Origin of the sequence: Kitasatospora sp. NPDC087861 (assembly GCF_044742585.1) — a bacterium.
In the GTDB taxonomy this organism is placed as follows: Bacteria; Actinomycetota; Actinomycetes; order Streptomycetales; family Streptomycetaceae; genus Kitasatospora.
Map to the genome: position 1 here is coordinate 22,450 of NZ_JBIUUS010000002.1, position 24,970 is coordinate 47,419.

The 24,970-nt window shown below is 73.8% G+C and carries 25 protein-coding genes; 12 read left to right on the forward strand and 13 right to left on the reverse strand.

The genetic code is table 11. The features are described from left to right. Positions 1–58 precede the first annotated feature (58 nt). The gene (locus tag ACIOJE_RS02875) at positions 59–406 is read right to left on the reverse strand and encodes a PRC-barrel domain-containing protein (protein ID WP_400772863.1); all 348 of its coding nucleotides are present in this window, start codon (positions 404–406) and stop codon (positions 59–61) included. Between the two features lie 312 nt (positions 407–718). Between ACIOJE_RS02875 and ACIOJE_RS02880 the strand changes: the two genes are divergently transcribed. The 4 genes from ACIOJE_RS02880 to ACIOJE_RS02895 all read left to right on the forward strand — a co-directional run bounded on the left by ACIOJE_RS02880 (position 719) and on the right by ACIOJE_RS02895 (position 3,686). Next, a complete protein-coding gene (locus ACIOJE_RS02880; RefSeq protein WP_280680835.1) occupies positions 719–1,534 on the forward strand; it encodes an SAM-dependent methyltransferase in 816 nt (271 codons plus the stop codon). A gap of 199 nt (positions 1,535–1,733) precedes the next feature. Beyond that, positions 1,734–2,270, forward strand: coding sequence for a GNAT family N-acetyltransferase (locus tag ACIOJE_RS02885; RefSeq protein ID WP_400772865.1), 537 nt, complete (start codon positions 1,734–1,736; stop codon positions 2,268–2,270). A gap of 409 nt (positions 2,271–2,679) precedes the next feature. Further along, entirely contained in the window at positions 2,680–2,853 is a 174-nt protein-coding gene (locus tag ACIOJE_RS02890; RefSeq protein WP_400772866.1) for a hypothetical protein, read from the forward strand. Positions 2,854–2,960: 107 nt separating this feature from the next. After that, positions 2,961–3,686, forward strand: a complete 726-nt coding sequence (locus ACIOJE_RS02895; protein ID WP_400772868.1) for a DUF4097 family beta strand repeat-containing protein — start codon at positions 2,961–2,963, stop codon at positions 3,684–3,686. 102 nt (positions 3,687–3,788) lie between these two features. Here ACIOJE_RS02895 and ACIOJE_RS02900 read toward each other — a convergent pair whose 3' ends face one another. The 4 genes from ACIOJE_RS02900 to ACIOJE_RS02915 all read right to left on the reverse strand — a co-directional run bounded on the left by ACIOJE_RS02900 (position 3,789) and on the right by ACIOJE_RS02915 (position 9,089). Further along, positions 3,789–4,439: a hypothetical protein gene (locus ACIOJE_RS02900; RefSeq protein WP_280680595.1), complete on the reverse strand. Its 651-nt coding sequence runs from the start codon at positions 4,437–4,439 to the stop codon at positions 3,789–3,791. A gap of 238 nt (positions 4,440–4,677) precedes the next feature. Then, the gene (locus ACIOJE_RS02905) at positions 4,678–5,358 is read right to left on the reverse strand and encodes a response regulator (protein WP_400772870.1); all 681 of its coding nucleotides are present in this window, start codon (positions 5,356–5,358) and stop codon (positions 4,678–4,680) included. A 103-nt stretch (positions 5,359–5,461) separates the two neighbouring features. Continuing rightward, positions 5,462–6,679, reverse strand: coding sequence for a sensor histidine kinase (locus ACIOJE_RS02910; RefSeq protein ID WP_400772872.1), 1,218 nt, complete (start codon positions 6,677–6,679; stop codon positions 5,462–5,464). Positions 6,680–6,899: 220 nt separating this feature from the next. Then, positions 6,900–9,089, reverse strand: coding sequence for an MMPL family transporter (locus ACIOJE_RS02915; protein ID WP_400772874.1), 2,190 nt, complete (start codon positions 9,087–9,089; stop codon positions 6,900–6,902). Positions 9,090–9,471: 382 nt separating this feature from the next. Here ACIOJE_RS02915 and ACIOJE_RS02920 point away from each other — a divergent pair, with 382 nt between their 5' ends. The 3 genes from ACIOJE_RS02920 (at position 9,472) to ACIOJE_RS02930 (ending at position 12,767) form a co-directional block, all read left to right on the forward strand. Further along, the gene (locus ACIOJE_RS02920) at positions 9,472–10,596 is read left to right on the forward strand and encodes a DegT/DnrJ/EryC1/StrS family aminotransferase (protein ID WP_400772876.1); all 1,125 of its coding nucleotides are present in this window, start codon (positions 9,472–9,474) and stop codon (positions 10,594–10,596) included. Positions 10,597–10,730: 134 nt separating this feature from the next. Continuing rightward, on the forward strand, positions 10,731–11,675 hold the full coding sequence (locus tag ACIOJE_RS02925; protein ID WP_280680600.1) for an NAD(P)-dependent oxidoreductase: 945 nt from the start codon (positions 10,731–10,733) through the stop codon (positions 11,673–11,675). A 12-nt stretch (positions 11,676–11,687) separates the two neighbouring features. After that, on the forward strand, positions 11,688–12,767 hold the full coding sequence (locus tag ACIOJE_RS02930) for a hypothetical protein (RefSeq protein WP_400772878.1): 1,080 nt from the start codon (positions 11,688–11,690) through the stop codon (positions 12,765–12,767). A gap of 61 nt (positions 12,768–12,828) precedes the next feature. On the opposite strand, the gene ACIOJE_RS02935 is transcribed toward ACIOJE_RS02930, so the two are convergent. The 4 genes from ACIOJE_RS02935 to ACIOJE_RS02950 form a co-directional block, all read right to left on the reverse strand. Next, positions 12,829–13,560 carry a polysaccharide deacetylase family protein gene (locus tag ACIOJE_RS02935; RefSeq protein ID WP_400772879.1) on the reverse strand — a complete coding sequence of 244 codons (732 nt, stop codon included), beginning with the start codon at positions 13,558–13,560 and terminating at the stop codon, positions 12,829–12,831. Then, positions 13,557–14,345: an SDR family NAD(P)-dependent oxidoreductase gene (locus tag ACIOJE_RS02940; protein ID WP_400772881.1), complete on the reverse strand. Its 789-nt coding sequence runs from the start codon at positions 14,343–14,345 to the stop codon at positions 13,557–13,559. The genes ACIOJE_RS02935 and ACIOJE_RS02940 overlap by 4 nt, the downstream gene beginning before the upstream one ends. A gap of 78 nt (positions 14,346–14,423) precedes the next feature. After that, on the reverse strand, positions 14,424–15,443 hold the full coding sequence (locus ACIOJE_RS02945; RefSeq protein WP_400772883.1) for a hypothetical protein: 1,020 nt from the start codon (positions 15,441–15,443) through the stop codon (positions 14,424–14,426). A 226-nt stretch (positions 15,444–15,669) separates the two neighbouring features. Continuing rightward, positions 15,670–16,473 (reverse strand): SAM-dependent methyltransferase, encoded by an 804-nt coding sequence (locus ACIOJE_RS02950; protein ID WP_400772884.1) that lies wholly within the window; start codon positions 16,471–16,473, stop codon positions 15,670–15,672. Positions 16,474–16,696: 223 nt separating this feature from the next. Here ACIOJE_RS02950 and ACIOJE_RS02955 point away from each other — a divergent pair, with 223 nt between their 5' ends. Beyond that, positions 16,697–17,329 (forward strand): RNA polymerase sigma factor, encoded by a 633-nt coding sequence (locus tag ACIOJE_RS02955; RefSeq protein WP_400772886.1) that lies wholly within the window; start codon positions 16,697–16,699, stop codon positions 17,327–17,329. After that, a complete protein-coding gene (locus tag ACIOJE_RS02960; protein ID WP_400772887.1) occupies positions 17,326–18,099 on the forward strand; it encodes a hypothetical protein in 774 nt (257 codons plus the stop codon). Before ACIOJE_RS02955 ends, ACIOJE_RS02960 begins: the two co-directional genes overlap by 4 nt. 84 nt (positions 18,100–18,183) lie before the next feature. On the opposite strand, the gene ACIOJE_RS02965 is transcribed toward ACIOJE_RS02960, so the two are convergent. The 4 genes from ACIOJE_RS02965 to ACIOJE_RS02980 all read right to left on the reverse strand — a co-directional run bounded on the left by ACIOJE_RS02965 (position 18,184) and on the right by ACIOJE_RS02980 (position 22,188). Further along, entirely contained in the window at positions 18,184–19,914 is a 1,731-nt protein-coding gene (locus tag ACIOJE_RS02965; RefSeq protein WP_400772889.1) for a condensation domain-containing protein, read from the reverse strand. Positions 19,915–20,076: 162 nt separating this feature from the next. Then, positions 20,077–20,856: a hypothetical protein gene (locus tag ACIOJE_RS02970; protein WP_400772891.1), complete on the reverse strand. Its 780-nt coding sequence runs from the start codon at positions 20,854–20,856 to the stop codon at positions 20,077–20,079. 4 nt (positions 20,857–20,860) lie between these two features. Then, positions 20,861–21,151, reverse strand: a complete 291-nt coding sequence (locus ACIOJE_RS02975; RefSeq protein ID WP_280680610.1) for a phosphopantetheine-binding protein — start codon at positions 21,149–21,151, stop codon at positions 20,861–20,863. Between the two features lie 104 nt (positions 21,152–21,255). Continuing rightward, complete coding sequence (locus tag ACIOJE_RS02980; protein ID WP_400772892.1) at positions 21,256–22,188, reverse strand: 3-oxoacyl-[acyl-carrier-protein] synthase III C-terminal domain-containing protein; 933 nt, start codon at positions 22,186–22,188, stop codon at positions 21,256–21,258. A 142-nt stretch (positions 22,189–22,330) separates the two neighbouring features. On the opposite strand from ACIOJE_RS02980, the gene ACIOJE_RS02985 reads away from it, so the two are divergent. The 3 genes from ACIOJE_RS02985 (at position 22,331) to ACIOJE_RS02995 (ending at position 24,948) form a co-directional block, all read left to right on the forward strand. Continuing rightward, the gene (locus ACIOJE_RS02985; protein WP_400772894.1) at positions 22,331–22,630 is read left to right on the forward strand and encodes a hypothetical protein; all 300 of its coding nucleotides are present in this window, start codon (positions 22,331–22,333) and stop codon (positions 22,628–22,630) included. After that, positions 22,627–23,826 (forward strand): glycosyltransferase, encoded by a 1,200-nt coding sequence (locus tag ACIOJE_RS02990; protein WP_400772896.1) that lies wholly within the window; start codon positions 22,627–22,629, stop codon positions 23,824–23,826. Before ACIOJE_RS02985 ends, ACIOJE_RS02990 begins: the two co-directional genes overlap by 4 nt. A 147-nt stretch (positions 23,827–23,973) precedes the next feature. After that, positions 23,974–24,948: an ATP-binding cassette domain-containing protein gene (locus ACIOJE_RS02995; protein ID WP_280680614.1), complete on the forward strand. Its 975-nt coding sequence runs from the start codon at positions 23,974–23,976 to the stop codon at positions 24,946–24,948. Positions 24,949–24,970 lie beyond the last annotated feature (22 nt).

Here is a 24,970-nt window from a genome sequence, read left to right on the forward strand (position 1 = left end):
CGGGCAGGCCTGTGGGCAGTCGGGCAGTCGCACAGGCAGGCAGGCAGGCAGGCAGGGCTCAACGGCGGGCGAGGCGGCGCTCACCGCCGGCGCCGGTCTCGTACGGCAGCCCGTAGTGTGCGAACACGGCGGGTTCGTCCTCGACGGGCAGGACATCGTCGGTGCCGATCGCGGGGGCCTGCTTGACCTGGCTCTTCGGGAAGGCCACCCGGACGTAGCCCGGTCCGACCACCGCCCCGTCGAGCGGGACGAACACCAGGCGTCGCCTGCCCGCCAGGCCGACCGTGACGGTGGCGAAGGACGGCTGGTCGGTGGCCGTCTCCACGTAGACGGACTCCAGCGAGCCGATGCGGTGGCTCTTCTCGTCGACCACCGGATGGCCGCGCCACTCGCGGATGTCTGCCATAGCGATCACCACGGCATCGACCTCCCGTCTCCCGTCCGGCATCTGAATTCGCCGTCAATGTCCTCCGGCACCGGTTCACCGCCGGGACCTCCCATCCTCCGCCGGGACGCGCGGGGGCGCACGACGAACGGCGGGACGGACGGCCAGAGGTTGACCGGGCGGCGGTCGACCGGCCGAAAAGGGACATACAGGGGCGACCCGACCAACCGGCACGCGGGCCGTGACCTGCGCTTTACGCTGTCGCCCGAGGGCGTCACAAGCAGATCATCCGATCGTCAGCAGATGGGGGCGGCAACCGTGGGACACAAGAGCATGTGGGAGCCCGGCGAACCCGGGATCCCCGCCGACCTGCGACCCGACATCCCGCACCCGGCCCGGATGTACGACTACTACCTCGGCGGGAAGGACAACTTCCCCGCCGACCGTGCCGCAGCCGAGAAGGCACTCGCCGCCAACCCCGAGTTTCGCTCCACCGCGCGGGCCAATCGAGGCTTCCTCACCCGCGCGGTACGCTGCGTCGCCGATCTCGGCATCGACCAGTTCCTCGACATCGGCACCGGCATCCCCACCGCCGGCAACACCCACGAGATCGCCCGGGCCGCCAGCCCGGGCACCCGGGTCGTCTACGTCGACAACGACCCGATCGTGCTCAGCCACGCGCGTGCCCTGATGTCCGGCGCGGGACCGGGGCGGACCGCCGTCCTCCGGGCCGACCTCCGCGAACCGTCCGCCGTGCTCGCCGTCGTCGAGGCCGAAGGGCTGCTCGACTTCTCCCGACCGATCGGCCTCGTCCTCGCCGCCGTCCTGCACTTCCTGCGCGACGAGGACAAGCCGCACCAGGCGGTCGGCACCCTGCTGGACGCGCTCCCCTCCGGCAGCCATCTGGTCCTCTCGCACGGCACCGCCGACTTCATCTCCGCCGAGATCCGCGACCGCGTCACCGGCATCTACGACAAGGCCGCCGCACCCCTCGTCGGCCGCACCCGCGACGAGGTCCGCACCTTCTTCGACGGCCTCGACATCCTCGACCCCGGCGTCACCACCGTCCCTCTCTGGCGCCCCGACACCACCCCCGCCCCCGGCGCCGACCGCGTCAGCATGTACGGCGCGGTCGGCCGCAAGCCCTGACGCCTCCGACGGATTGAATATACCGACCGGTCTACTGATTTCCTGGTCGACCAGGCAATGGCCCATCGGCGCCGATCGGCGATTCCTCCGGCGCGGACGGTGTCGCCGGTGCGATGGCGGCCGGGGCTGCGCCCGGCGGGGTCCGCGCCGGTGAAAGTGGCTTGCCGGGCGTGACGCCGGATGGGTAGCGTCGCCGTCCATGCCCCCGACTCTGCACACCCGGCGCCTGCTCCTCGCCCCCTACGTACCCGAGGACGAAGAGGACTTCGTGGCCCTGTTCCAGGATGTGAGGGTGTCGCGGTGGATGGGTGACGGCCCTGCTTCCGAGGAGGCGGACCGGGCCCTGTTCGGGCGGATCTTCACGAAGGTCTACGCCCAGGACCTGTTCGATGTCTGGGCTGTTCGCAGGGACGGTGCGTTGATCGGGCATGCCGAGATCAAGCCCACCGATGCGGTCGTGGGCCACGAGCTCGTCTACGCGCTCACCCCGGCGGCGTGGGGATCGGGCCTGGGTACGGAGTTGGCCCAGGCCCTCGTGGCCTACGGCTTCGGCACTCTCGGGTTGACCGAGGTGCACGCCACCGTAGCGGCATCGAACAACGCCTCGCTGACCTTGCTGGACAGGATCGGCTTCGAGCACGTCCGGGACATCAGCGAGGACGACGGCAGCACCACGCGCGTACTGACCCGCCGTCTGGCCGCCACGGCCGGGTCTCCGCCCGCCCGGCAGGGGTGAGCGGATCCCGGCCCGGCGGGAGGCTGTTCAAGCAACCCGGGCCGGACCGCGGCCACATCGCGCCGGAGGGCCGCCCTGCCGGGTCGACGAGACGCACGTCGACTCGCGTATCGCCCTCTCCCAGCCGCCGGACGCGCGGCACGCCCGTCAGCATCGCCGGGTCGGGCTCCACCGCGATGACGTCGGCGCCCGAGGCGACCAGCGCGGCGGTGAGCTTGCCGGTTCCGGCGCCGGAGAATGCCCTGGCCGGTGCACGGCGGCGTCGGGGGTGGTGAGCGGGGCGGGGTGCCAGATCGGCAGGGTGTTTATCGGTCGTTGACCGGGCGCGCAGAGGATCGGAGACATCAAAGCGGAACCGGTGCGGAAACGGCCGCTTCCGCACCGGTCGCTTCCGCAAGGAAGAAACCTCATGAGCGTGAACCTTGTCACCGCCGAGGAGCTGCTGAAGGTGGACGCCATCGTCACCAGCCTGCGCGAGCTGGACGCCACCGCCGACGGGCGGGCGCGGGGCAGGAAGGCCTGGCCGTCGATGGTGAGTTCGGCGCCGCGCGGGGTGCGGGTGAACCGTTCTTTGGGGGGTTAATACCACCGACCAGGGCCACCACGCGCGGTTACTGTCGTCGGGACGGCCCCGGACAGGGGCCAGCACGGGCCATCGCGCGGCAGACGCGCAGGACATGGGGGACGAACATGGGCAGGTACCGCCGCTACGCAGGGGCACTCGTGGTCGCCGGGCTCGCCGCCGGGGCGCTCAGCGCCTGCAACCCGGTCGGGACCAGGTTCAGCGACGACGCGACCGTCTCGGACAAGATCACCGCCATCAAGCTGGACACCTCCGCCGGGGACGTCACCGTCCACGGGAAGGCCGGCGCCACCCAGGCCGCCGTCCACCGCGACATCGAGTACCGCAGCGGCAAGCCCGGCGCGACCACCCGGGTGGACGGCGGCGTGCTGGTGCTGAGCGGCTGCGGGCGCAACTGCTCGGTGGACTACACCGTCGAGCTTCCGCCGGGGCTGCCGATCAGCGGCGGGACGTCCTCGGGCGGGGTCAAGCTCTCGCAGGTCGGCGAGGTCTCGGTGCACACCAGTTCCGGCGACATCATGCTCGACGACGTGGCCGGGCCGGTCGACGTGCGCACCGACAACGGCGAGATCAAGGGCACCTCGCTCAAGGGCGACCGGGTCAGCGCCAAGACCGACAACGGCGGGATCAAGCTCACCCCCGGCAAGGCCCAGAACATCACGGCGAAGACCTCGAACGGCGAGATCAACGTGACCGTGCCGACCTCCTCCTACCACGTCACCGCCTCGACCGACCTGGGCGAGAAGCACATCGGCGTCCAGAGCGACCCGAACGGGAAGTACCGGCTGGACCTCGGGACGAACATCGGCGAGATCACCGTCAAGACGGGCTGACCTGGTCCGCCGCCAGGAGGCGCCGACGCGTTCGTCCCACGGCCCGCCGACCGGGGTCCGCGCTTTCCCGGCCCCGCCGGGGTCTGGCGGGGCCGGGGGCGGTCAGAGACCGACCTGGATCTCGGCGCGGTGACGGATGTACTCGTCGGGATGCGAGCGCGCGATGGCCACCGCGGCCTCCACCAGGTCGTGCAGTTGCGGCGGGTAGGCGCGCGGCACGAGGGGCAGCCCGGGGAGGATGCAGCGCCGGACGTCCAGGTCCTCGTTGGCGACGAACTCGCGCAGCGCGGCCTCGTACCAGGCGTCCCGGACGATCGACCCCTCGTCGGCGGCGGCCGTGTTGCGGCCGTCCCCGACCGACAGGGACGTCCAGTACCAGGCCCGGGCGGCGCCGGCCCGTTCCGCGTCGGTGCCGGTGTGCAGGTAGCCGAGCAGGGTCAGCCGCACCCGGCGCTGGCCGAAGGCGAGCAGGGCGGGCTCGACGAAGCGCCGGTTGAAGCTCGGGTTGGGGTCGTAGACCGCCGCCTCCAGCAGTGCCTCGAAGTACTCCTCGGGCAGTTCGGTGCGCCCGGAGAGCGCCTTGTGGACCTCCCACCGGGCCGCACTCGGAAAGTCCGGCCCGTGCGCGGCGTCGACCCCGAGCAGGCGGAGCAAACGTGTCAACCGCAGGTCGAACGCCTGCGATCCGTCGGCCGTGCGCCCGGGCAACGGCTGGAGAATCCGCACCTCGCCTGCCGTGTCCTTCGTTTCCACGAACACTCCTCCTCATTCTGAGTCATCGGCAGACTACTCGCTGATACACCAGTTCGGAGGTCGTTTTCGGGCAGGCTGGAATTCAGATCCTCGATATATGGCCGGAGTTTGACGGTTGCCCAGGGCTGCTACCGCCTCGGACGGCGCGAGGCGGGCACGCGGGCACGACCCGGGCCGACCGCACGGCCGGGCCGGTTCGGTCAAGCCGGTCCCATTCGGTCAAACCGGTCCCGTTCGGTCAGGCCGGACGGCCGGGCGGGACCAGGCCGGACTGGTAGGCGATGGCGACGAGTTGGGCCCGGTCGCGGGCATCCAGCTTGGCCATCGCGCGGTGGACGTGGGTCCGGACGGTGAAGGGGCTGACGAACATCCGCTCGGCGATCTCCTCGTTGGTGAGCCCGGTGGCGGCCATGGACATCACCTCGCGCTCGCGGGCGGTGAGCACGGACAGGCGCTCCGCCGAGGCGTTCGCGCCGGCCGCCGGATCGGGCTGGGCGAGGAACTGGTCGATGACGGCCCGGGTGGCGGCGGGAGAGAGCAGGGCGTCCCCGGCGGCGACGGTGCGGACGGCGGCGAGCAGTTCCGCCGGGTCCGCCCCCTTGCCGAGGAAGCCGCCCGCGCCCGCGCGCAGCGCCTGGGCCACGTACTCGTCGATCTCGAAGGTGGTGAGGATCAACACCCGGGTGCCGGCCAGTTCCTCGTCCCCGCAGATGGCGGCCGTCGCGCCGAGGCCGTCGGCACCGGGCATCCGGATGTCCATCAGGACGATGTCGGGACGGGTGGCGCGGGCGAGTTCGACGGCCTGGCGGCCGTCGGCGGCCTCGCCGACCACCTCCATGTCGTCCTCGGCGTCGATCAGGACCCGGAAGGCGCCGCGCAGCAGCGCCTGGTCGTCGGCGAGCAGTACCCGGATGGTCATCGGATTCCTTTCGTGGATACCCTCGGCTTTAGTCGGGGGAGGAAACGAAACTCCTGCGGAGCGGGACAACGGGCAGCCCCCGGCCTTCAGCCGGGGGAGGAAGTCAAGCGTGGTCCTTGTCGTCTCGGGCGCCGGTGCGCAGCGGAAGTTCGGCCGTGACCAGGAAGCCCCCGTCGGGGCGGCGGTCGGCGGTGAACCGGCCGCCGACCGCGCCGGCCCGTTCGCGCATGCCGATCAGCCCGAAGCCGCCCTCGCCGGGGGCGGGGTGGGGCAGAAGGGCCTGTCGGGGGCGGGCGCCGGCCGGGGGGCGGCCGTTGGCGACGCTGACGGCGACCCGGCTGCCGCTGTAGGCGAGGGTGATCTCGGCGTCGGCGCCGCGGGCGTGCTTGGCCACGTTGGTCAGGGACTCCTGGACGATCCGGTAGGCGGTGAGGTCGACGCCGGGCGACAGCGCGCGGGCCTCGCCCTCGACGGTGAGCCGGACCGGCAGGCCGGTGCGTTCGAAGGAGTTGATCAGATCGGGGAGCCGGTCGAGGCCGGGGGTCGGTTCGAGCGGGGCGGGCTCCTCGGCGCGGCGCAGCAGGCCGACGGTGGCGCGCAGCTCCTGGAGCGCGGAGCCGGTGGCGTCGGTGATGTGGCTGAGCACCTCGCGGGCCTGGGTGGGGTGGCGGTCCATGAGGTAGACGGCGATGCCGGCCTGGGCGTTGGCGAGGGCGATGTGGTGGGCGACGACGTCGTGCAGGTCGCGGGCGATCCGGATCCGCTCGTCGGCGACCCGGCGGCGGGCCTCCTCCTCGCGAGTGCGTTCGGCGCGTTCGGCGCGTTCCTCGATGGCCGCGAGGTGGGCTCGGCGGTTGCGGATGGAGTCGCCGAGGGCGCCGGGCAGCAGGGCCCAGGCGAGGACGCCGATCCGTTCGCCGATCGGGCCGCCGCCGTCGCCGATCAGCGACGTGCCGGTGAGCAGGACGGCGGAGGCGATCGAGGCGCGCAGGGCGGTGGAGCGGTCGGTGCGGACGGCGAGGAAGTAGAGGGCGAGCAGCAGCGGGGTGGCCAGCCCGGGGGTGAGCCGGGGGGTGAGGGCGACGAGTGCCATCGTGCAGATCAGCGTGATGACGACCACCAGGCGCGGGTAGCGGCGGTGGGCGAACACGGCGACGGCGGAGACCAGCGCGATAGCGCCGCTGAGCAGCCGGAAGGGGATGACGTGGCCGGCCTGGTCGACGTTGGCACCGGCGAAGGTCATCGCGACCAGCACGACGCCACCGACGGCGTCGAGCAGCCGGGGGTGGTCGCAGCGCAGCCGCTGCCAGGTGTCGGTCATGGGGGTGCTCTCCGGGTCGGGGGTGCCCTGGCGGCACCCTCGCCGGGTTCTGCCAGTTCGTGCCGAACCGCGCCCTGCCGGGCGGGGTGGGCCGGGTCGGGGCCGCCGTGCGCGTGGCAGGCCCCGACAGCAACGGTAACGGTAGGGGCTCGAACCCGTGTCCGGGCCGGGGCCCGCCCCGTGGATCGGGACGGGCCCGGGCTGGTCCGCGGGACCGGCCTTACACGCCGACTGACTCCCGGACCGGGGCCGGTTCGGGGGCGGCGGTCTGCAGCTTGCTGCCCTCGACGTCGATGTCCGGTATCAGCCGGTCCAGCCAGCGCGGCAGCCACCAGGCGTGGCGGCCGAGCAGCGCGAGGACGGCCGGCACGATGGTCATCCGGACCACGAAGGCGTCGAAGGCGACGGCCGCGGCGAGGCCCAGGCCCATCATCTTGATCATCGGTTCGCCCATGCCGATGAAGCCCGCGAAGACCGCGATCATGATGAAGGCGGCGGCCGTGACCACCCGGGCGTTGTGCCGGAAGCCGGTGACGATGGCCTCGCGGGGCTGCTCGCCGTGGACGAAGCCCTCGCGGATCCGGGTGACCAGGAACACCTCGTAGTCCATGGCGAGGCCGAAGACCACGCCGACCATGAAGATCGGCATCATGCTCATCACCGGACCGGTCTGTTCGACGCCGATCAGGTTGGCGAGCCAGCCCCACTGGAAGACCGCGACCACGGCGCCGAGCGCGGCGGCCACCGAGAGCAGGAAGCCGAGCGCCGCCTTCAGCGGGACGAGCACGGAGCGGAACACCACCAGCAGCAGGACGACGGCGAGGCCGACGACCACGGCGAGGTAGGGCACCAGCGCGTCGGTGAGCTTCTGCGAGACGTCGATGTTCATCGCCGTCGTGCCGCTGACCAGGATCGTCGCCCCGGTGGCCGTCTTGAGGCCGGCGGCGTGGCCGCGGATCGTCTGGACCAGGTCCTTGGTCTCGGCGGCGCTCGGGCCGGTGGCCGGGACGGCGTTCAGCAGGGCGGTGTCCCCCGCCTTGTTGAACATCGGCGGGGTGACGGAGACCACGCCGGGCAGCCCGGAGACGGTCTTGGCGACCTCGCCCGCGGCGGCCTTCGGATCGGGCGTGCCCTTGGCGTCCACCATGACAGTCAGCGGCCCGTTGAAGCCGGGGCCGAAGCCCTCGGACAGCAGGTCGTAGGCCCGGCGCTGGGTGGTGGAGGTGGGCTTGGACTCGTCACCGGGCAGGCCGAGCCGCAGGTCGAGCGCGGGGGCCGCGAGCACGCCGAGGCCGATCACGGCGCCGAGCAGCACGGCGAGCGGGCGGCGCAGCACGAACCGGGCCCAGCGGGAGCCGCCGTTCTCCTTCTTCGGCTGGACGGCGCCGTTGCGGGCCTTGCGGGGCAGCACCCGACGACCGATGAAGCCGAGCAGCGCGGGCACCAGGGTGAGCGCGACCAGGACGGCGATGACCACGGTGCCGGCCGCCGCCATGCCCATCTTGGCGAGGATCGGGATGCCGACCACGGAGAGCCCGGCCAGGGCGATCACCACGGTGAGCCCGGCGAACACCACGGCGGACCCGGCGGTGCCGACGGCCCGGCCGGCCGCCTCCTGCGGGGTGCGGCCCTCGGCGAGCTCGGCCCGGTAGCGGGAGACGATGAACACGGCGTAGTCGATGCCGACCGCGAGGCCGAGCATCATCGCGAGGGTGCCGGTGGTGGAGGACAGGCCGAGCGTGCTGCCGAGCGCGGTGATCAGGGCCATGCCGAGGCCGACCCCGATCACGGCGGTGAGCAGCGGCAGCCCGGCGGCGACGAGCGAGCCGAAGGTGATCACCAGGACGACCGCGGACAGCGCCATGCCGACCATCTCGCTGCTGCCGCCGGCCTCGGGCTTGGCCATCAGCGCGTTGCCACCGACCTCGACCTTCAGACCGGCGTCCCGCCCGTGCTGGGCGGCCTGCTCCAGGGCGTCGGTGGCGCCCTTGGACAGCTCGCCCGCCTTGACGGAGTAGCTGACGGTCGCGTACGCGGTGGTGCCGTCCTTGGAAACGGCGCCGGCCTTGAACGGGCTGACCGCGCCGGTGACCTCCTCGCCGTGGGCGAGTTCGGCGACCGTCCGCTCCACCGCCTGCTCGTTGGGCGCGGCGGTGATCTTCTGCCCGGACGGGGCGACGAACACCAGGCGGGCCGAGGCGCCGTCGGCGTGGCCGCCGGGGAAGCGCTCGTTCATCAGGTCGAAGGCCTTCTGCGCCTCCGTGCCGGGCATCGCGAAGCCGTCGTCGGGTGCGGCGGGCGCCTTGGCCGCGAGGACTCCGCAGACGGCCAGCACGGCGACCCAGAGCAAGGTCACCAGCCGGCGTCGTGCGAAGGCCAAGCGGCCCAGGCGGTACAGGAACGTGGCCACGGGAGAGTGGACTCCTTCGGATCTCGGTCAGCGTGCGCGCCGCGGCCGGGCCGGCGCCTTTCGACGCGGACCGCCCGCAGCATGACCCATCCTTGATCGCCGGACCCTGCTCCGTCGTCGTCCCTGCGCAGGCCGTTTGCGTACTGCGGACGCAGTACGGCCCCCCCGAACGGCGGAGCGCATGACCTGCGGCGGGAGCAGCCCGGGGTACTTCCGCGGGCGGCCCCGGCAGGCTCGACGGGGCCCGGCGCCGTCACCCGGGCGGGCGGCGACGACGGGCCGCGGGCTGCCGGGCGACGTAGCGTGGGCCCGACCCTTTTCGCATGGTTCGGGCCGGTCCGACCCGATCGCCGCCGACCCAGCCCCGCCGCCGGAGGTGCCCATGGGCGTTCCCGCCGCCCGCATCGTGTTCGACGAATCCGACCGCGCGGCCGTCGCCGACGCGGTGACGGAGATGCTCGCCACCGGCGCGCTCACCCTGGGCCCGTGGACCGAGCGCTTCGAGCAGGCCTTCGCCGCCGAGCACGGCGCCTCGCACGCCGTCGCGGTGAGCAGCGGCACCGCGGCGCTGGAGGTGATCCTGCGCACCGTCGACGTCCGGGGCCGCGACGTCGTCGTCCCGGCCGTCACCTTCTATGCGACCGCCGGCGCCGTGCTGCACGCCGGCGGGCGTCCGGTGATCGCCGACGTCGACCCGGACACCCTGGCGCTCTCCCCCGAGACGATGGAGGCGGCCCTCACCCCGGATACCGCAGCCGTCGTACTCGTCCACATCGGCGGCCTGGTCACCCCGCAGGTCGGCGCGCTGCGCGCGATCTGCGACGACCGCGGCATCCCGCTGGTCGAGGACGCCGCGCACGCCCACGGCAGCAGCCTCGACGGGCGCTCGGCCGGGACGTTCGGCCTGGCCGGGGCCTTCTCGTTCTACCCGACCAAGGTCATCACCAGCGGCGAGGGCGGCCTGATCGTCACCGAGTCGCCCGAGCTGCGCGACGAGGCCCGCACCTACCGCGACCAGGGCAAGGGCTCCTTCACCACCAACCACCACGTCCGGCTCGGCTACGCCTGGCGGATGAGCGAGCTCAGCGCCGCCGTCGGCGCCGTGCACCTGCGCCGGCTCAAGGAGTTCATCGAGACCCGCCGGGCCGTCGCCCGCCGCTACGACGCGGCGCTGGCCGGGCTGGACGGCCTGGAGCCGGTGCTCGAACCGCCCGGCTGCCGGAGCAACTACTACAAGTACCTGGCGCTGCTGCCGCCCGGGGTGGAGCGCGCCGCGTTCAAGCGGGCGGTCGCCGAGGAGTACGGCGTGCGGCTGTCCGGCGAGGTGTACGACCTGCCGCTGCACCTGCAGCCCGTCCTCGCCCCCTACCGGCGCGAGGCACTGCCGGTCGCCGAGGACGTCTGCGCGCGGCAGGTCTGCCTGCCGGTGCACTCCGACATGACCGAGGACGAGACGGAGCAGGTCATCGAGGCCGTCTCGGCGGTGCACCGGCGACTCGTCGGATAGCCGGGTCCGCCCGGCCGGGCACGCCCGACCGGGTCAGCCCGGCCGGAGGCACGACCGGAAGCACGACCACCGGCAGCTCGACCACCGGAAGCTCGACCAGAAGCACGAGCAGGAGCTCGGCAAGGAGAGAGAACGTGCGGATAGCCGTCACCGGGGGATGCGGATTCATCGGCTCACACGTCGTGGACCACCTGCTCGCGGCCGGCCACGACGTCCTCGCGGTGGACACCACCGACAAGTACCTCAACCCCGACGCCGAGCACGCCCGGCTCGACGTCCTCGACCTGGCGGCGCTCACCTCCGCGCTGGCCGGCAGCGAAGTGGTGTACCACCTCGCCGCGATGGCCGACGTCGAACAGGTCTCCGCCGACCCGGTGCGGGCCGTGCGGACCAACATCGACGGCACCGAGGCCGTCCTGGAGGCCGCCCGGCGCAGCGGGCTGAGCCGCACCGTGCTGGCGAGCACCGTCTGGGTCTACGGCGCCGCCCTCACCGACGATCAACTCGGCGGCGGGGAACAGGAGTTGGACGAGCATGTGCCGATCGAGCTGGAACACAGCGGCCACCTCTACGTCGCCACCAAGCTCGCCGCCGAGCTGCTGGTGCACAGCTACCGCGAGCTGTACGGGCAGCACTTCACCATCCTGCGCTACGGCATCCCGTACGGGCCCCGGATGCGGGACGAACTGGTCGTCGCCCGGTTCGTCCAGGCGGCGCTCGCCGGACGGCCGATCACCATCGCCGGCGACGGCCGGCAGAGCCGCAACTTCGTCTACGTCGAGGACCTCGCCGACGCCCACGTCCGGGCCCTCTCCCCCGCCGCCGAGGACCGGACCTTCGCCCTGGAGGGCTCGACCGCCGTCTCGGTGCGCGACATCGCGGACACCGTCGACACGCTGCTGGGGCCCGTCAGCATCGAGCACATCGACGGCCGCAAAGCCGACTACGCCGGGCGGCGGATCTCCTGCGCCCAGGCCAAACGGCTGCTCGGCTGGTCTCCGCACACCAACTTCACGGACGGCGTGCGGCGGTACGCGGACTGGTACCGGGCCGACACCGCCGCCCCCGCCGCCTCCTGACCGGGCCGCCCGATGCCGCACGCGCTGCTCGTCTCCGGCTCCCTCGGCCAGGGCCACGACGTGATGGCCCAGGCCTGCGCGGACACCCTGCGGGCCCGCGGCTGGACCACCGGCACCGTGGACGCGATGGCGCTGCTCGGGCAGCGCTCGGGCGCCGCCGGGGAAGCCGTCTTCCGGCGGCTGCTCGACCTGCCCGGCGTGTACGACGCCTTCCACTTCTCGGCGTTGCGGCCGGGCGCCCGGCTCGCGCTGCTCGCCGACGCGGCGGCCCGTACCCGGCTCGTCCCGGCCCTGCGGGAGCTGGTCGCGGCGCAGCGGCCGCAGCTGGTGGTCTCGGTGTTCGCCACCGCCACCTCGGCCGTCAACCGGCTGCCGAACAGGGACTTCCGGCACTTCGTGTTCTGCACCGACGTGACGCCGCACCGGCTCTGGGTGCAGGAGGGCACCGACCTCTTCCTGGTCACCTCCGAGGTCGCCGCCTGCGCCGTCCGCCGCTACCGGCCGGACGCCGCCGTCACCGTCCTGCCCGCGCCGCTGCGGGAGCCGTTCTACCGGCCGCCCGGCCGGGCCGAGGCTCGCGCCGACCTGGGCGTCCCGGCGGGTGCCGCGTGCGTGCTGCTGATGTCCGGCGCCTGGGGGCTCGGGCCGCTCGCCCGCACCGCCGCCGCGCTCGCCGCCGCCGGGGCGCACGTGCTCGCCGTCGCCGGGCGCAACCGGGAACTGGAACGCAGGCTGCGGGCCGCCGCCCGCCGGGAGCCTCGACTGCACCCCTTCGGCCACACCGACCGGATACCCGCGCTGATGGCCGCCGCCGACCTCGTCGTCACCAGCTCCGGCGACACCTGCAGCGAGGCCCGCGCCCTCGGGCGGCGGCTGCTGCTGCTCGACGTCGTCCAGGGCCACGGCCGCGACAACCTCCAGCACGAGCTGGAACTCGGCCACGCCGACGTCGCCTCCGCCCACCCCGCCGAGGTGGTCCGCAACGCCCTCGCCGCCCTCGCCCGCCCCGAGCCCGCGCCCTCCCCCGGCGCCACCCCGGAGCGCTGGCGCACCGGGTTCACCGGCGCCCTGGAGCAGGCGGGGTTGGCGTAGCCGGCGGGCATCGGGCGGGGGCTACGGCGGTGCGCGGCGCGGCAACGGACGGACCGGGGGTTCAGGACGGCCAGGGGACGGCGTGGTCGCGGAGCGGGCCGAGAGTGAGGGCCCGGGTGCGGCAGTGGGCGGCGATCAGGGGAAGCGCGGCGAGGGTGGCGCGCCACGAGTCGGGGGCCGACGTGCAGTCGGAGTCGTGCAGGAGCAGGGTCGCACCGCCGGTGAGGCCGGGGCGGGCGGTCGCGTAGACGGACGCACCGGTCGCCTCCGCCGTCCAGTCCCGGCCCCAGGCCGTCCACAGGACGCTGCGCAGGCCCAGGCTGCGGGCGGCCAGGGCCGGGCCGGCGGTCAGCACGCCGTACGGCGGGCGGTACCAGTGCGGGCGGGCCCCGCACAGCTCGGTCACCGCCTCGGTGGTGCGGCGCACCTCGCGCAGGTCGCGGACCGGGGCCGGGTACCACTGCTGCCGGTGGTACCAGCCGTGGACGGCCACCTCGTGCCCGCGCAGCACCAGCTCCCGGCCGAGGGCGGGAGCGCGCTCCAGCATCGAGCCCAGCAGGAAGAACGTGGCGCGCACACCGCCGAGCCCGTCCAACGCGTCCAGGACGTACGGGGTGCTGCGCGGATCGGGGCCGTCGTCGAAGGTCAGCGCGACGTGGTGCGGGTCGGCGCCGAGGCCGGCCGTCCGACGGGCCAGCGTGCGGCGCAGCACCGGAAGGCGCACCGCCGCGGGGGCCAGGTGCGCGAACTCGGCCGCGGCCGCCACCGTGAGCGCCCAGGTGGCCGTGTTCACCCGAAGCGAGCGGCCATCCGCCGGAACACGCCCGGCGCCACGCCGTGGATCCGGGCCGGGAGGCCGAGCCAGTGCGGCACGTACAGCCGGTCGCGCTCAGTGGTGATGGTCGCGACCACGGTGTCGGCGACCCGCTCCGCCGGGACGGGGCGCGGCCGCTCGCGCTGGTAGGGCGTCCCGCGCCGTTCGAAGAACGGGGTGTCCACCGGGCCCGGCAGCACCAGGCGCACCCCGACCCCGGTGCCGCGCAGCTCGTACCAGAGGCTCTCCGCGAACATCGCCAGCCCGCCCTTGGTCGCCGCGTAGCCCGACTCGTCGCGCACGCCCACCTGGCCGGCCATCGAGCCGAGCAGCACGATCCGGCCGCGGCGGCGCTCCAGCATGCCCGGCAGGAGGAGGCGGACCAGCCGCAGCGGGGCCGCGAAGTTGACCTCGACCATCCGGTCCAGGACGTCCGCGGGGGTGTCGACGAACGGTCCGCGCCAGCCCAGGCCCGCGCTCGCGACCAGTGCGTCCACCCGGCCGGCCGCCGCGAGGGCCGCCTCGGCGAGGCGGCGCGGGCCGTCCGGCTTGCTCAGGTCCTCGGGCAGGGCGCGGCCGCCGGTGCGGGCGGCGACCTCGTCGAGGCGGGCCTGGTCGGTGCCGGAGAGCAGGGTCCGCCAGCCGGCGTCGGCCAGGCGGGTGGCCGTGGCCAGGCCGATGCCGGAGGAGGCACCGGTGACGAGCACGACCGGGCGGTCGGTGGGCCCCGAGTGTCGAGGGCCCGGCTGGGCTTCGTCCGCCATCGCGCACCTGCCGCTCCGTGGGCGTGTCGCCGTCCGTTTTGTCCGGCAAGTCACCTTCGCACGGCGGCATCGTCCGGGCTACCGGGGCGGGGCAGCCGACTCCGCCTCGGTGTCCGGGTTCGAGGTGGCCGGGTTCGAGGTGGCCGGGTTCGAGGTGGCCGGGTTCGAGGCGTCCGGGTGCGAGGCGCCCGGGCCCGAGGCGTCCGGGTTCGCGCCGAACGCATCCGCGCCGGACGGGTTCGCGGCGCACAGGGCCGCGGCGGCCTCCGCGGACTCCCCCTCCAGCTCGCCGAACCGGGCCAGCAGGAAGGTGCCGCCCACCGCCACCGCGAACCCCACCAGCGCGCACCACTCGAAGCCCGGCCGGGCCGCGTCACCGAGCGCCGCCACCCCGACCAGGGCCGGGCCGAAGGTCTCGGCGACCGTCCCGGCGGCGGTCGCGGCCGTCACCGTGCCGCGCTGCAGGGCCAGCGCGTACGCGAGGTAGCCGCCCAGGCCGCCGGCCGCGAGCGCGTAGGCCGCCGGGTCGGTGAGCACGGCCGCCGGGCTCGACGCGTCCAGCACCCGCACCGCCAGGCTCGTCACCCCGAACCCCACCCCCGCCAGCAGCCCCAGCCCGGCCGCCGCGACAGTGCCGGCACGGCGCACCAGGACGAGGGTGAGCAGCAGCATCAGGGCGGTGGTCGCGAGCAGCGCCCAGTGGAACACCGCCGGGGCGTACTCGCGGCCCTCCCGGCCCGAACCCAACGCCAGCAGCGTCAGACCGACCACCACGGCGAGGATCCCCGCCACGTCCCCCCGGCGCAGCCGCGCCCCGAGCAGCCAGACGGCAGCCAGCGCCGTCACGGCCAGGCTCGCGTTGGTGACGGCCTGCACGAGGAACAGGGGCAGACTGCGCAGCGCCACGATGCTCAAGCCGAAGCCGACGATGTCCAGCGCCGTGCCGAGCAGGAACTCCCACGACCGCACCAGCGCCGCCAGCAGCCCCGCCCGCACCCGGTCCGCCCGCGGCGCCGACCGCGCGCCACGCGCCTGGAACACCGCCCCGAATCCGAAGCAGACGGTGGCGACCAACGCGGTGGTGAGTCCCAGCAGCATGCCTCTCCCAGCCTCGCGGGAAGCATCGATCTCCCACCAGTCTGTGCCCGGGACGATGCCGTCGCACGGGTGGGACGGCACGACCGCTTCGCCGACGGCAGAGCGTACGGGCCGGCTTCCCTGGCCTGCCGAAGGGCGGTGACGAGGGGGCGCTCGGCGCCGGCCAGGGCCCGCCGACAGAGAGCGGCGGCCGGCTACCTGGCCGCGCGGCAGGCGGTCAGGCTCGTCAGGGCTTGAGGGCCACGGCGGCGTACGCGGAGGCGTCGGAGGCGGTGGTGGGCGGGTCGGCGGGGGCAGGACGCCAGTGGGGGGTCGGGACGATGCCGGGGGCGATGAGGGTCCAGCCGTCGAAGAAGCGGGTGAACTCGGGGAGGGTGCGGGCCTGGGCGGCGGTGCCGGCGGATTCGTAGATGCGGACCAGACGGGCGATCTCCGCCGGAGCGAATTCGGGGGTGACGTGGGTCATCACCAGGGCGCTGCCGGGGGCGAGGGCGGATTTGAGGTGCTCGACGATCTCGTGGGCGCCGTGGCCGTCGGGGACGAAGTGGAGCAGGGCGTTGAGGGAGAGCCCGACGGGGCGGGTGAGGTCGATGGTGTCGCGCACGCCGGACGAGGCGAGCAGGCGGGCGGGGTCGGTGACGTCGGCCTCGACGTAGGCGGTGCGGCCCTCGGGGGTGCCGGTGAGCAGGGCCTGGGCGTGCGAGAGCACGATCGGGTCGTTGTCGGCGTAGACGACGCGGGCACGCGGCTCGACGCCCTGGGCGACCTCGTGGAGGTTGGGCGAGGTGGGGATTCCGGTGCCGATGTCGAGGAACTGGTCGATGCCGGCCTGGGCGAGGGTGCGGGTGGAGCGATGGATGAAGGAGCGGTTCGCGCGGGCCGCGGCGCGCAGCCAGGGTGCGACGGCGAGGGCGTGTCCGGCGGCCTCGCGGTCGGCGGCGAAGTTGGTGAAGCCGCCGAGGTAGTAGTCGTACATCCGGGCCGAGTGCGGCATGTTCAGCCGCAGGTCGACCCCGTCGTAGAGGCTCATCGCATTCCCCCTCGCCGTCGCGGGCACCTGCCGATCGGTGCCCAGCGTATCCGTGCGCCCATCGCCGTCACCGCGCCACAACAAGTCGGCAGATCCCACGAGATGACAATCTGTATTCGTCTTGCAGCCTGGAGTGACAGGCCTGAGGGAATGAGGATGGGCGCAGACAACCCGACCCTCGGGTGGCCCGGCGAGCAGTCGGCGGCCACGGAAAGCAGGCTCGATGACGATCGACAGGGGCGCCCCCGTGCGCGGGTACCTGGAAGGGCCGGCGGTGGAACGCACCGGAACGGCGGGGGCGGACCGGGGGTTCGGCGGCGACCTCGGCCTCCGGCGGGACCTCGCCTACGCGGCGTTCTGCGAGACGCATGAACCCGCCTGGTACGCGCTCGCGTTGACCAGGATAGGCGGCCAGGCGGACGCCGCGCTGGTGGTCGAGGCCGTGAAGGCGGACCTGGCCCGCTGCTGGCCGCAGGTCCTGCGGTTCGAGGAACCGGCCGCGTACGCCTGGCGGTTGGCGAGCAGGCACGTCTCCGACTGGGTGGCCGCCGAGGAGCCGGTCGCCGTGGAGGCCGTCACCTTCGCGGCCGTGATCGGCGCGTTCAAGCAGGTGGCGAACGGGCTGCTGCACAGCGAGGCCGACGAGGTGCGACTGTACGCGGCGATCCTCGAACTGCCGGACCGGCAGCGGGACGTGGTCATCCTGCGCTACCTGCTCGGCCTGCACGTCAAGGTGATCGCGGCGTACCTGGGGCGGCCGGTGGCGACGGTGCACTCCAACCTGCGGCACGCGCGGGATCGGTTGGCGCGCCGGCTCGGGGTGGGCGAACTGCCGGACCACACGGGTGAGCTGTGACGGCCCACCCCGAGACCGACCCGCTCGACGAGACCGACCCGCTCAACGGGGCGAACGCGAACGATGGGGCGCACGGGAACGATGGGGCGCACGGGAGCGACCGGGGGCGCGCGGCGTTCCACGTGCCCCGACCGGAGCGCGCGCACGCCGAACGCATCGCCGCACTGCGCCAGGCCCGGCTGACGGCGGCGCCGACGCACCTGTCGTCGGAGCACGAGCAGGCCGCCTTCGAACTCGGCCTGGTGGTGGCCCTGGTGCTGGGCGCGCCGGACGCCTCCCGGGGGCTCGACCTGCTGGTGAACGCCCGGCGGATCCAGCCCGAGGGGGCGGAGGTGTTCGCCGCGCTGCTGTACGCCACCGGGCGGGAGGAGGGCGCGGAGTTCTGGTGGCGCTTCGCCGCGGGGTCGGGGTGCGGGACGGCCGCGTACTGCCTGCACCTGCACCATCTGAAGCTCGGCGAGAACGACGACGCGGACTACTGGCGGGCCTGGTCCGACCAACTGGCGTCGGCCGAACGCCCTCCGGGGACACGGCCATTGCGGATGAGCAGGCCGCTGCTGCCGGACGACGTGCGGCGCGACATCCTGTCCCGGGTCCACCACGGGCTGGCGCCGCAACTTCCGCCGCGGCTGGTGGCGGTGATCGACCGGCTGCCGTTGCAGGGGGACGAGGACGAGGAGGAGGTGCCGAGCCCGTGGGGGCTCACCTCGGGCGCGACGTCCGCGTGTTCGTGGGACGTTCGAGGGGAGGGCGAGGACCCGTTGGAGTGATGCCACCCGCGCCTGCCCACGCTCCTCCCTTCAGGTGAGCACGGTCCTTCAGGTGAACACAGTCCTTCAGGTGAGCACGGCCCTTCAGGTGAGCACGGCCTGCCGGGCGGCGATCTCCGGGTCGCGGCCGCTGCCGAAGGTGACGCTCTCCGCCCCGGGGCCGGCGCGCCGGACGATGTAGTGGTGCGGGGCCATCGCCGTGTCGCGGCCGGAGAGTTCGGCGACCACCGCGCGGTGCGCGACCGCCGGGGTGAGTCCGTCCGCCCCGACCATCGGCCGGGCGGCCAGCCGGGCGGTCAACACTCCGTCGTCCAGGGACAGTTCGATGTCCGCCCGGGCACCGAGGGCGGTCTCCAGCAGGGTGCGGACGGCCGCCAGATCGGTCCAGGAGCCGTCGATCAGCCGCCACTCGCCGCTTCGTTCGGGGGGCGGCACCTCCGCGAGTCCGGGCAGTTCGCGAAGCGGAACCGGCCTGCGGGCCGCGGCGGCGAGCACGGCGAGCAGCGCCCGCGCGAACCGGTCGGTCTCGTCCGGGTCGAGCACCTGCGGGCAGGCGATGAGGGCGAAGTCGAGGCTGCCGCTGATCCGTAGGATGGTGAACATCAGCCGGACCGCCAGCGGCGGGGCGGGCACTCGGGTCAGCTCCGGGTCGGCGGCCGGGGCGGGTTGGGCGTCGGCGATGGCGGCGGGGATGGTCAGGCTCAGGTCGTTGACCACGACCTGGCGGGGGAAGCGGCTGCCGCGCAGGTGGGCACAGTCCTCGATGATCCGCCAGACCCGCTCGGCGTCCAGGGTGCTGTGCCAGTAGGCGCTCAGCGAGGCGGACTTGGCTCGGCCGATCAGCTGGTCGAGGTCGGCCGCCCCGGTGTCGAGCAGGATCAGGGCGTCCTGCGCGAGGGTGCCGACGTGGTCGACCAGGGCGGCACGCTGGCGGTTCGCGGAGAGCGCGGAGATCACCAGGTCGGTGCGGCCGGCCCGGTGGGCGACCAGGGCGGCGAAGGCGGCGAGCAGGACGACGGACGGGCTCGCGCCGGTGCGGCGGCAGACGGTGGCGAGATCCTCGGCGGCGGCCGGGGAGCGGACGAGGACGGCGGAGAGGTCGCGCGGCGGGCCGGTGATCCGCGAGTCGGCGAAGACCACCTGCGGGCCGGTGGCGAGGATGCGCCCCCAATGCCGCAGCGCGGTGGCCGATTTGCGGCGACCCTGCGCGCCCTGTTCCGCGCCCGCGATCTGCAGCGGGGTCGGGGCGGTGACCGGCGGGAGGTCCTGTCCGGCGGCGAGGGCCAACCAGTCCTGGATCAGCACCGCGGTGGCGGCGCCGTCGGCTCCCGCGTGGCAGACCACCACGACCAGCCGGAGCAGCCGCTCCCCGTCGGCGACCAGGGTGAGGCGAAGCCGTGGGGCGGCGTCCAGGTCGAACGCCACGGTGACGTCGGCCTGGCCCACCTCCGCCGCCAACCGGTCGAGTTCGACCTCGCTACGGCCGCCGGCCTCGACCACGGTGACGGTGAACCGGCCCTCCGAGTGCACCACTTGGCGCTCCGGGAAGCCGTCCGCGCCAGGGCCCGCGGGGAAGGAGGTGCGCAGCGACTCGTGCCGTTCGACGAGGAGGCGCAGAGCGGCCAGCCCGGCCGACACCGAGGTGCCGTCCGGGACGGGCCAGACGGACTCCTTGTTGATCTGCTCGGGGGCGTCACGCCGGATGCACCGGATCATGTTGTCCTGGCCGAGCGTGAGCGTCCCGGAGCCGCCGCCCGGGGCCGCGTACCGGACCTCGATCCGCCGGCTGGTCTGCGTCTCGCGGTACGGGATCACGTCGTACGCTCCTTTCGGCTCGCCGGGAAGGACTCAGCGGGGTGTGATCAGGACGCTATCAGCGGCCTCGCACATTGGTCCAGACCAAAAGAAGGCTGATAGATCGTCACTATCCTCGCAATCAAGGAGTGTTGACATGCACTGGCCCCTCGTCGACTGCCATTACGCGAGGGTCAGCATGCTCAGCACGCCGAGCCGGCGGTCCAGCCCGGCGACCAGCACGGGGCGCCCCTGCGCCTGCCATGCGGGCAGCCGCTCGGCGAGTTCCGCCCAGACCCCGGTGAACGGCTGGGCCGCCGGGCCCTCGGCGCCGCCCAGCCCGGGGCCGAGCACCAGCGCCGCGTCGGGCCCGAGCTGCTCGGCCCGAATCCGCAGTACCACGTCCGGCGGCTCGGAACCCGGGATGTGATGGACCGTCATGGTAGGACCGGGGGCTTCCTCGCAGACCAGCACCACCACGCCGTGCCGCTCCGGGAGCGCCACCTGGCCGGCCGGTTCGTAGTGCAGCGCGGTCTGCTCGGCGAGCACCACGACCGCCCGACGGCAGGCCCCGGTGCGGTGGTAGTCCGCCGCGAGGCGCAGCGCGGTGAACGCCGCCGCGGAGCCCTGGTCGCAGACCGCGAAGGCGAGCGGTGCGCCCGGACAGGACCGGCTGAGCGCCAGCGAGGAGGGCGCTCCGGGCCGGACGTCCGGGGTGTCGAAGGCCAGGATCAGCAGATCGACGGACTCACCGTCGACGAGCGCCTCGCGTACCAGGCCCTCGGCCAGCTCCTCGTAGGAGTGGCCGACACCCTCGCGCAGCAGGTCCTCGCGCAGCGGCAGGCCGTAGGGACGGACCAGGTCGGAGACGAACACCCGCAGGTCCGGGTCGAGCGAGGCCTCCGAGCGGCCGTCGAAGCACCTCGAGATCGCCCGGGTGATCCGCAGGCCGTGGTCGGCCACCCGGTCAGTCCTCGGGGATGACGTGCCCGGCGACGTAGTCGGCCAGGTTGGCGACCGAGCGCAGGTCGTCCTCGGTGATCTGCTCGACGTCCACCTGGAGGTCGAGCGACTCCTCCAGCTCCAGGATGAGTTCGATGGTGCCGGCGGAGGTGAGGCCGAGGTCGTCGAAGAGGCAGGCGTTCTCCGGGATCTCGGGCAGTTCGCGCTTGAGGACGCGGGGCAGCAGCTCGCCGATGCCGTGGCGGATCCGCTCGCGCAGCTCGGGGTCAGTGGTCTGGACCACAGGTTCTGACATGGGTGTCCCGTCCCGTCGTACGTGGGAGAGTGTTCTGGCGTGAAGGTGGTCTGGCGTGAAAGTGGTCCGGCCTGGGAGTGGCCGACGAGGCTACCGGCGGGTCGTCAGCACCGGACCGCCATCGCGGAGAAGGTGGCTCCGACACCGGCGGCGGCGATCAGGTAGTGGTCGCCGCGGCGGAGCAGCCCCCGCGTGGTGGCGGTGTGAAGATTGATGAGGCTGTCTGCAGCGAAACTGTGCCCGACCGACAGCACGTTGTCCAGCACCACCTTGTCGAGCGGATAGCCGATCCGGCGCGCTATCATCCGCCACGACGCCTGGTTGACGTTGTGCGGAAGCACCGCGGCCAGGTCGGAGAGGTCCAGACCGGCCTCCGCCAGGGCGGCCTCGATCGCCTCCACCATCACGTTCGGGTACTCGCGCTGGTAGCGGGCCAGCAGGTCCGCGTCCTCGGCCAGCCGGCCGTCGAACTCCGGGCGCTGACGCACCGCGAAGGAGAGCACCCGGTGGCGCTCGCCGTCGGCGCGCACCAGGCAGGCGGCCGCGCCCTCGGCGAAGATCCCGGTCTCGGGCACCACCTGGGCGTCCTTGGTGAAGGTCTTCTCGCCCGCCAGGACGAGCGCCAGCGCCTCCGGGTCGGGGTCGGCGGCGAGCAGCCGGCCGGCCAGGTCGATGGCCAGCAGGCCCACCGCGCACGCGTGGTGGGTCACCGTGAAGGCGTTGGCGTGCGCGAGTCCGCGCCCGACCAGCAGGTCGTGCAGCGGGTTGAGCGGGTAGGGCACCGCCACCGGCATGCTGCGCGCGTGGATCACGTAACGGACGTGCCGCTCGCGTCCGCGCAGCTCGGGCAGGTTGTCGAGGGCGGCTTCCAGCAGGTCGGGCAGCGTCCCGGTCGGATCCAGACGCAGCTGGTCCAGGCCGTGGAAGCGGCGGAAGAGACGAAGTTGACGTGGGGTCAGGCCGATCCGCTCACCAACCGCCTCGATGGGCACGGCGTGCGGGGGAAGGTGAACGGCCACTGCCTCCAGTGCTGTCACGCGGGCTAGTATTCCGACGCCCGCCTGGTCGCACAAGTGATCTCGGGCCCCTCTCCGTCGCGATCGCCTCCAAGGCCGACGAATCCGCCTCCGGGGCCGACGCGTTCACCCCCGTGCCGTCGAGCAGGTGGGAGACCTTCTGATGTCCGACCGTGAACCGCCCCACCCCGCCGCGCCGTTGCACCCCGAGCTGGTCGCGCTGATCGCCGAGGCCGCCGGGGCGCCGCCCGGCTGGGCCGAACTGCTGACCCCGGACGCCCGGCTGGACGGCGACCTGCTGCTCGACGAGTGCGAACTGGCCGCGCTCGCCGAGCACCTGCGCGTCCGCTTCGGCCCGACGGCCGACCTGGCCGGGCTGCGCACCGGGCTGGACCTGGCCGCGCTGGAGTCGCTGACCGTCGCCGACCTGCAGGAACTGCTCCCCGAGGAGGATGCGCGATGACCCGTTTCCTGTTGGTGATGCCGCCGTTGACCGGCCACGTCAACCCCGCGGCGGGCATCGCCGCCGAGCTGACCGCGCGCGGACACGAGGTCGCCTGGACCGGAACCGAGTCGGTGCTGCGCCCGCTGCTCGGCCCCGAGGCCCGTGTCCTCGGCACCGGCACCCGGGCGTTCCGGGCGCAGGGCGGGCACGGGCTCGCCGCGCTGCGCTCGCTCTGGGAGGGCTTCATCGTCCCGTACGCGCGGTTCACCGCGAAGCCGCTGGACGCGGTCGTGCGGGAGTTCCGGCCGGACGTCCTGCTGGTCGACCAGCACACCCCGGCGGGCGCGCTGGTCGCCCACCGGCACGGCCTGCCGTGGGCGAGCTTCGCCCCCGGGGCGATGGAACTGGGCCGCCCGTACCGGGCGTTGCCGCAGGTGGAGGCCTGGATGACGGGGCTACTGCGCGGGTTGTGGGAGCGCGCCAAGCTGCCCGGGCAGGAGTACCTGGACCCGCGCTTCTCCCCCGCCCTGGTGCTGGCGACCACCGGGCCCGCGCTGACCGGCGACGCCTCGCCGCCCCCGCAGTACGCGCTGGTCGGCCCGGTGCTGCCGGCCACCCGACCGGCCGATCCGCACTTCCCGTGGGACCGGCTGCTGCCGGGGCGGCGGCGGGTCCTGGTCACCATGGGCACGCTGGCCGGCGAGCTGGGCGCGGACTTCCACGCCCGGGCCGCCCGGGCGCTGGAGCTGTGCGGGGACGACGTCCAGCCGGTGTTCGCCGCCCCGCGCGAGCTGCTGCCCGAACTGCCGCCGCAGGCCGTCGCGGTGGACCGGGCGCCGGTGCTGGAGCTGATGGCGCGCGGCGCGCTGGACGCGGTGCTGTGCCACGGCGGGATGAACACCGTGGGCGAGGCGCTGACGCACGGCCTGCCGCTGGTGACCGCGCCGATCCGGCACGACCAGCCGTTCGTCGCGGCGCAGGTGGCGACGGCCGGGGCGGGGCTGCGGGTGCCGTTCGCCCGGGTCACGCCGGAGCGGCTGGCCCAGGCCCTGCGGACCGTCCTGGACACAACCGGGTACCGGCGCACCGCGGTCCGGGTCGGCGAGGCACTGCGCGCGGGCGGCGGGGCGGCGGCCGCGGCGGACCGGCTGGAGGAGCTGGCCGCGGGCCGCCCGGACGCCCTGACGGCGGGCCGCCGAGCAGACCCCCTTTAGCAGACCGGAAGATCACACGTCCATTGGTCTAGGCCATTGTTTCCGGGCCGGGGTTCACCCTAGGGTGGCGCGCAGCACCGCCTTCGCAGGTGCCGAGCACCGCCTTCCCAGGTGCCGTGGCAGCCCATCCCCGCACGGGAGTTTCGGTTGATCGAGACCACGGGACTGCGCAAGTCCTATCGCAAGAAGACCTCCCGCAAGAGCGGCGAGAGCCCCACCGTCGACGCCGTCCGCGGCATCGACCTGTCCGTCTCCGCAGGAGAGATCTACGGCTTCCTCGGGCCCAACGGCGCCGGGAAGACCACCACCCTGCGCATGCTGGCCACCCTGATCCGCCCGGACGGCGGGCGGGCCGGCATCGCCGGGGCCGACCTCTTCACCGACCCGGCCGGCGTGCGCCGCCGGATCGGCTACGTCGCCCAGGGCGGCGGCACCACCGACACCGTCAGCGCACGCGAGGAGCTGGTCCTCCAGGCCCGGATGTACGGCGCCGCCAAGGCGCGGGCCGTCCAGGCCGCCGAGGGCGCGCTCAAGGCCTTCGACCTGGCCGACTTCGGCGACCGTCCGTGCGCCACGTACTCCGGCGGCCAGCGCCGCCGGGTGGACATCGCGCTCGGCGTCATCCACGAGCCACGGGTGCTGTTCCTGGACGAGCCCACGGTCGGGCTGGACCCGGCCAGCCGGGCGTACGTGTGGGAGGAGATCCGCCGGCTGCGCACCGAGGGCATGACCGTCGTCGTCACCACGCACTACCTCGACGAGGCCGACGCCCTCTGCGACCGGGTGGCGATCGTCGACCACGGCCAGGTGGTGGCCGAGGGCACGCCCGAGGCGCTCAAACGCGAGATCTCCGGCGACGTCGTGCTGGTCGGACTGGAGCCCGGCGAGGGCGTCGCGAAGCGGGCGGCCGAGGTACTGCGCCCGCAGCCGTACCTGCACCGGCTGGAGGTGCAGGGCGAGGACGGACTGCGGCTCTACCTGGAGGACGGTGCGGCGGCCATCCCGCAGCTGCTGCGCGCCCTGGACGGGGCGGGCGTGACACCCGGCACCGTCCGGCTCCAACGGCCCAGCCTGGACGACGTGTTCCTGGCCCGCACCGGCCGCTCGCTCCAGCAGTCCTGACCCGCCCACTCCTGGGGAGACC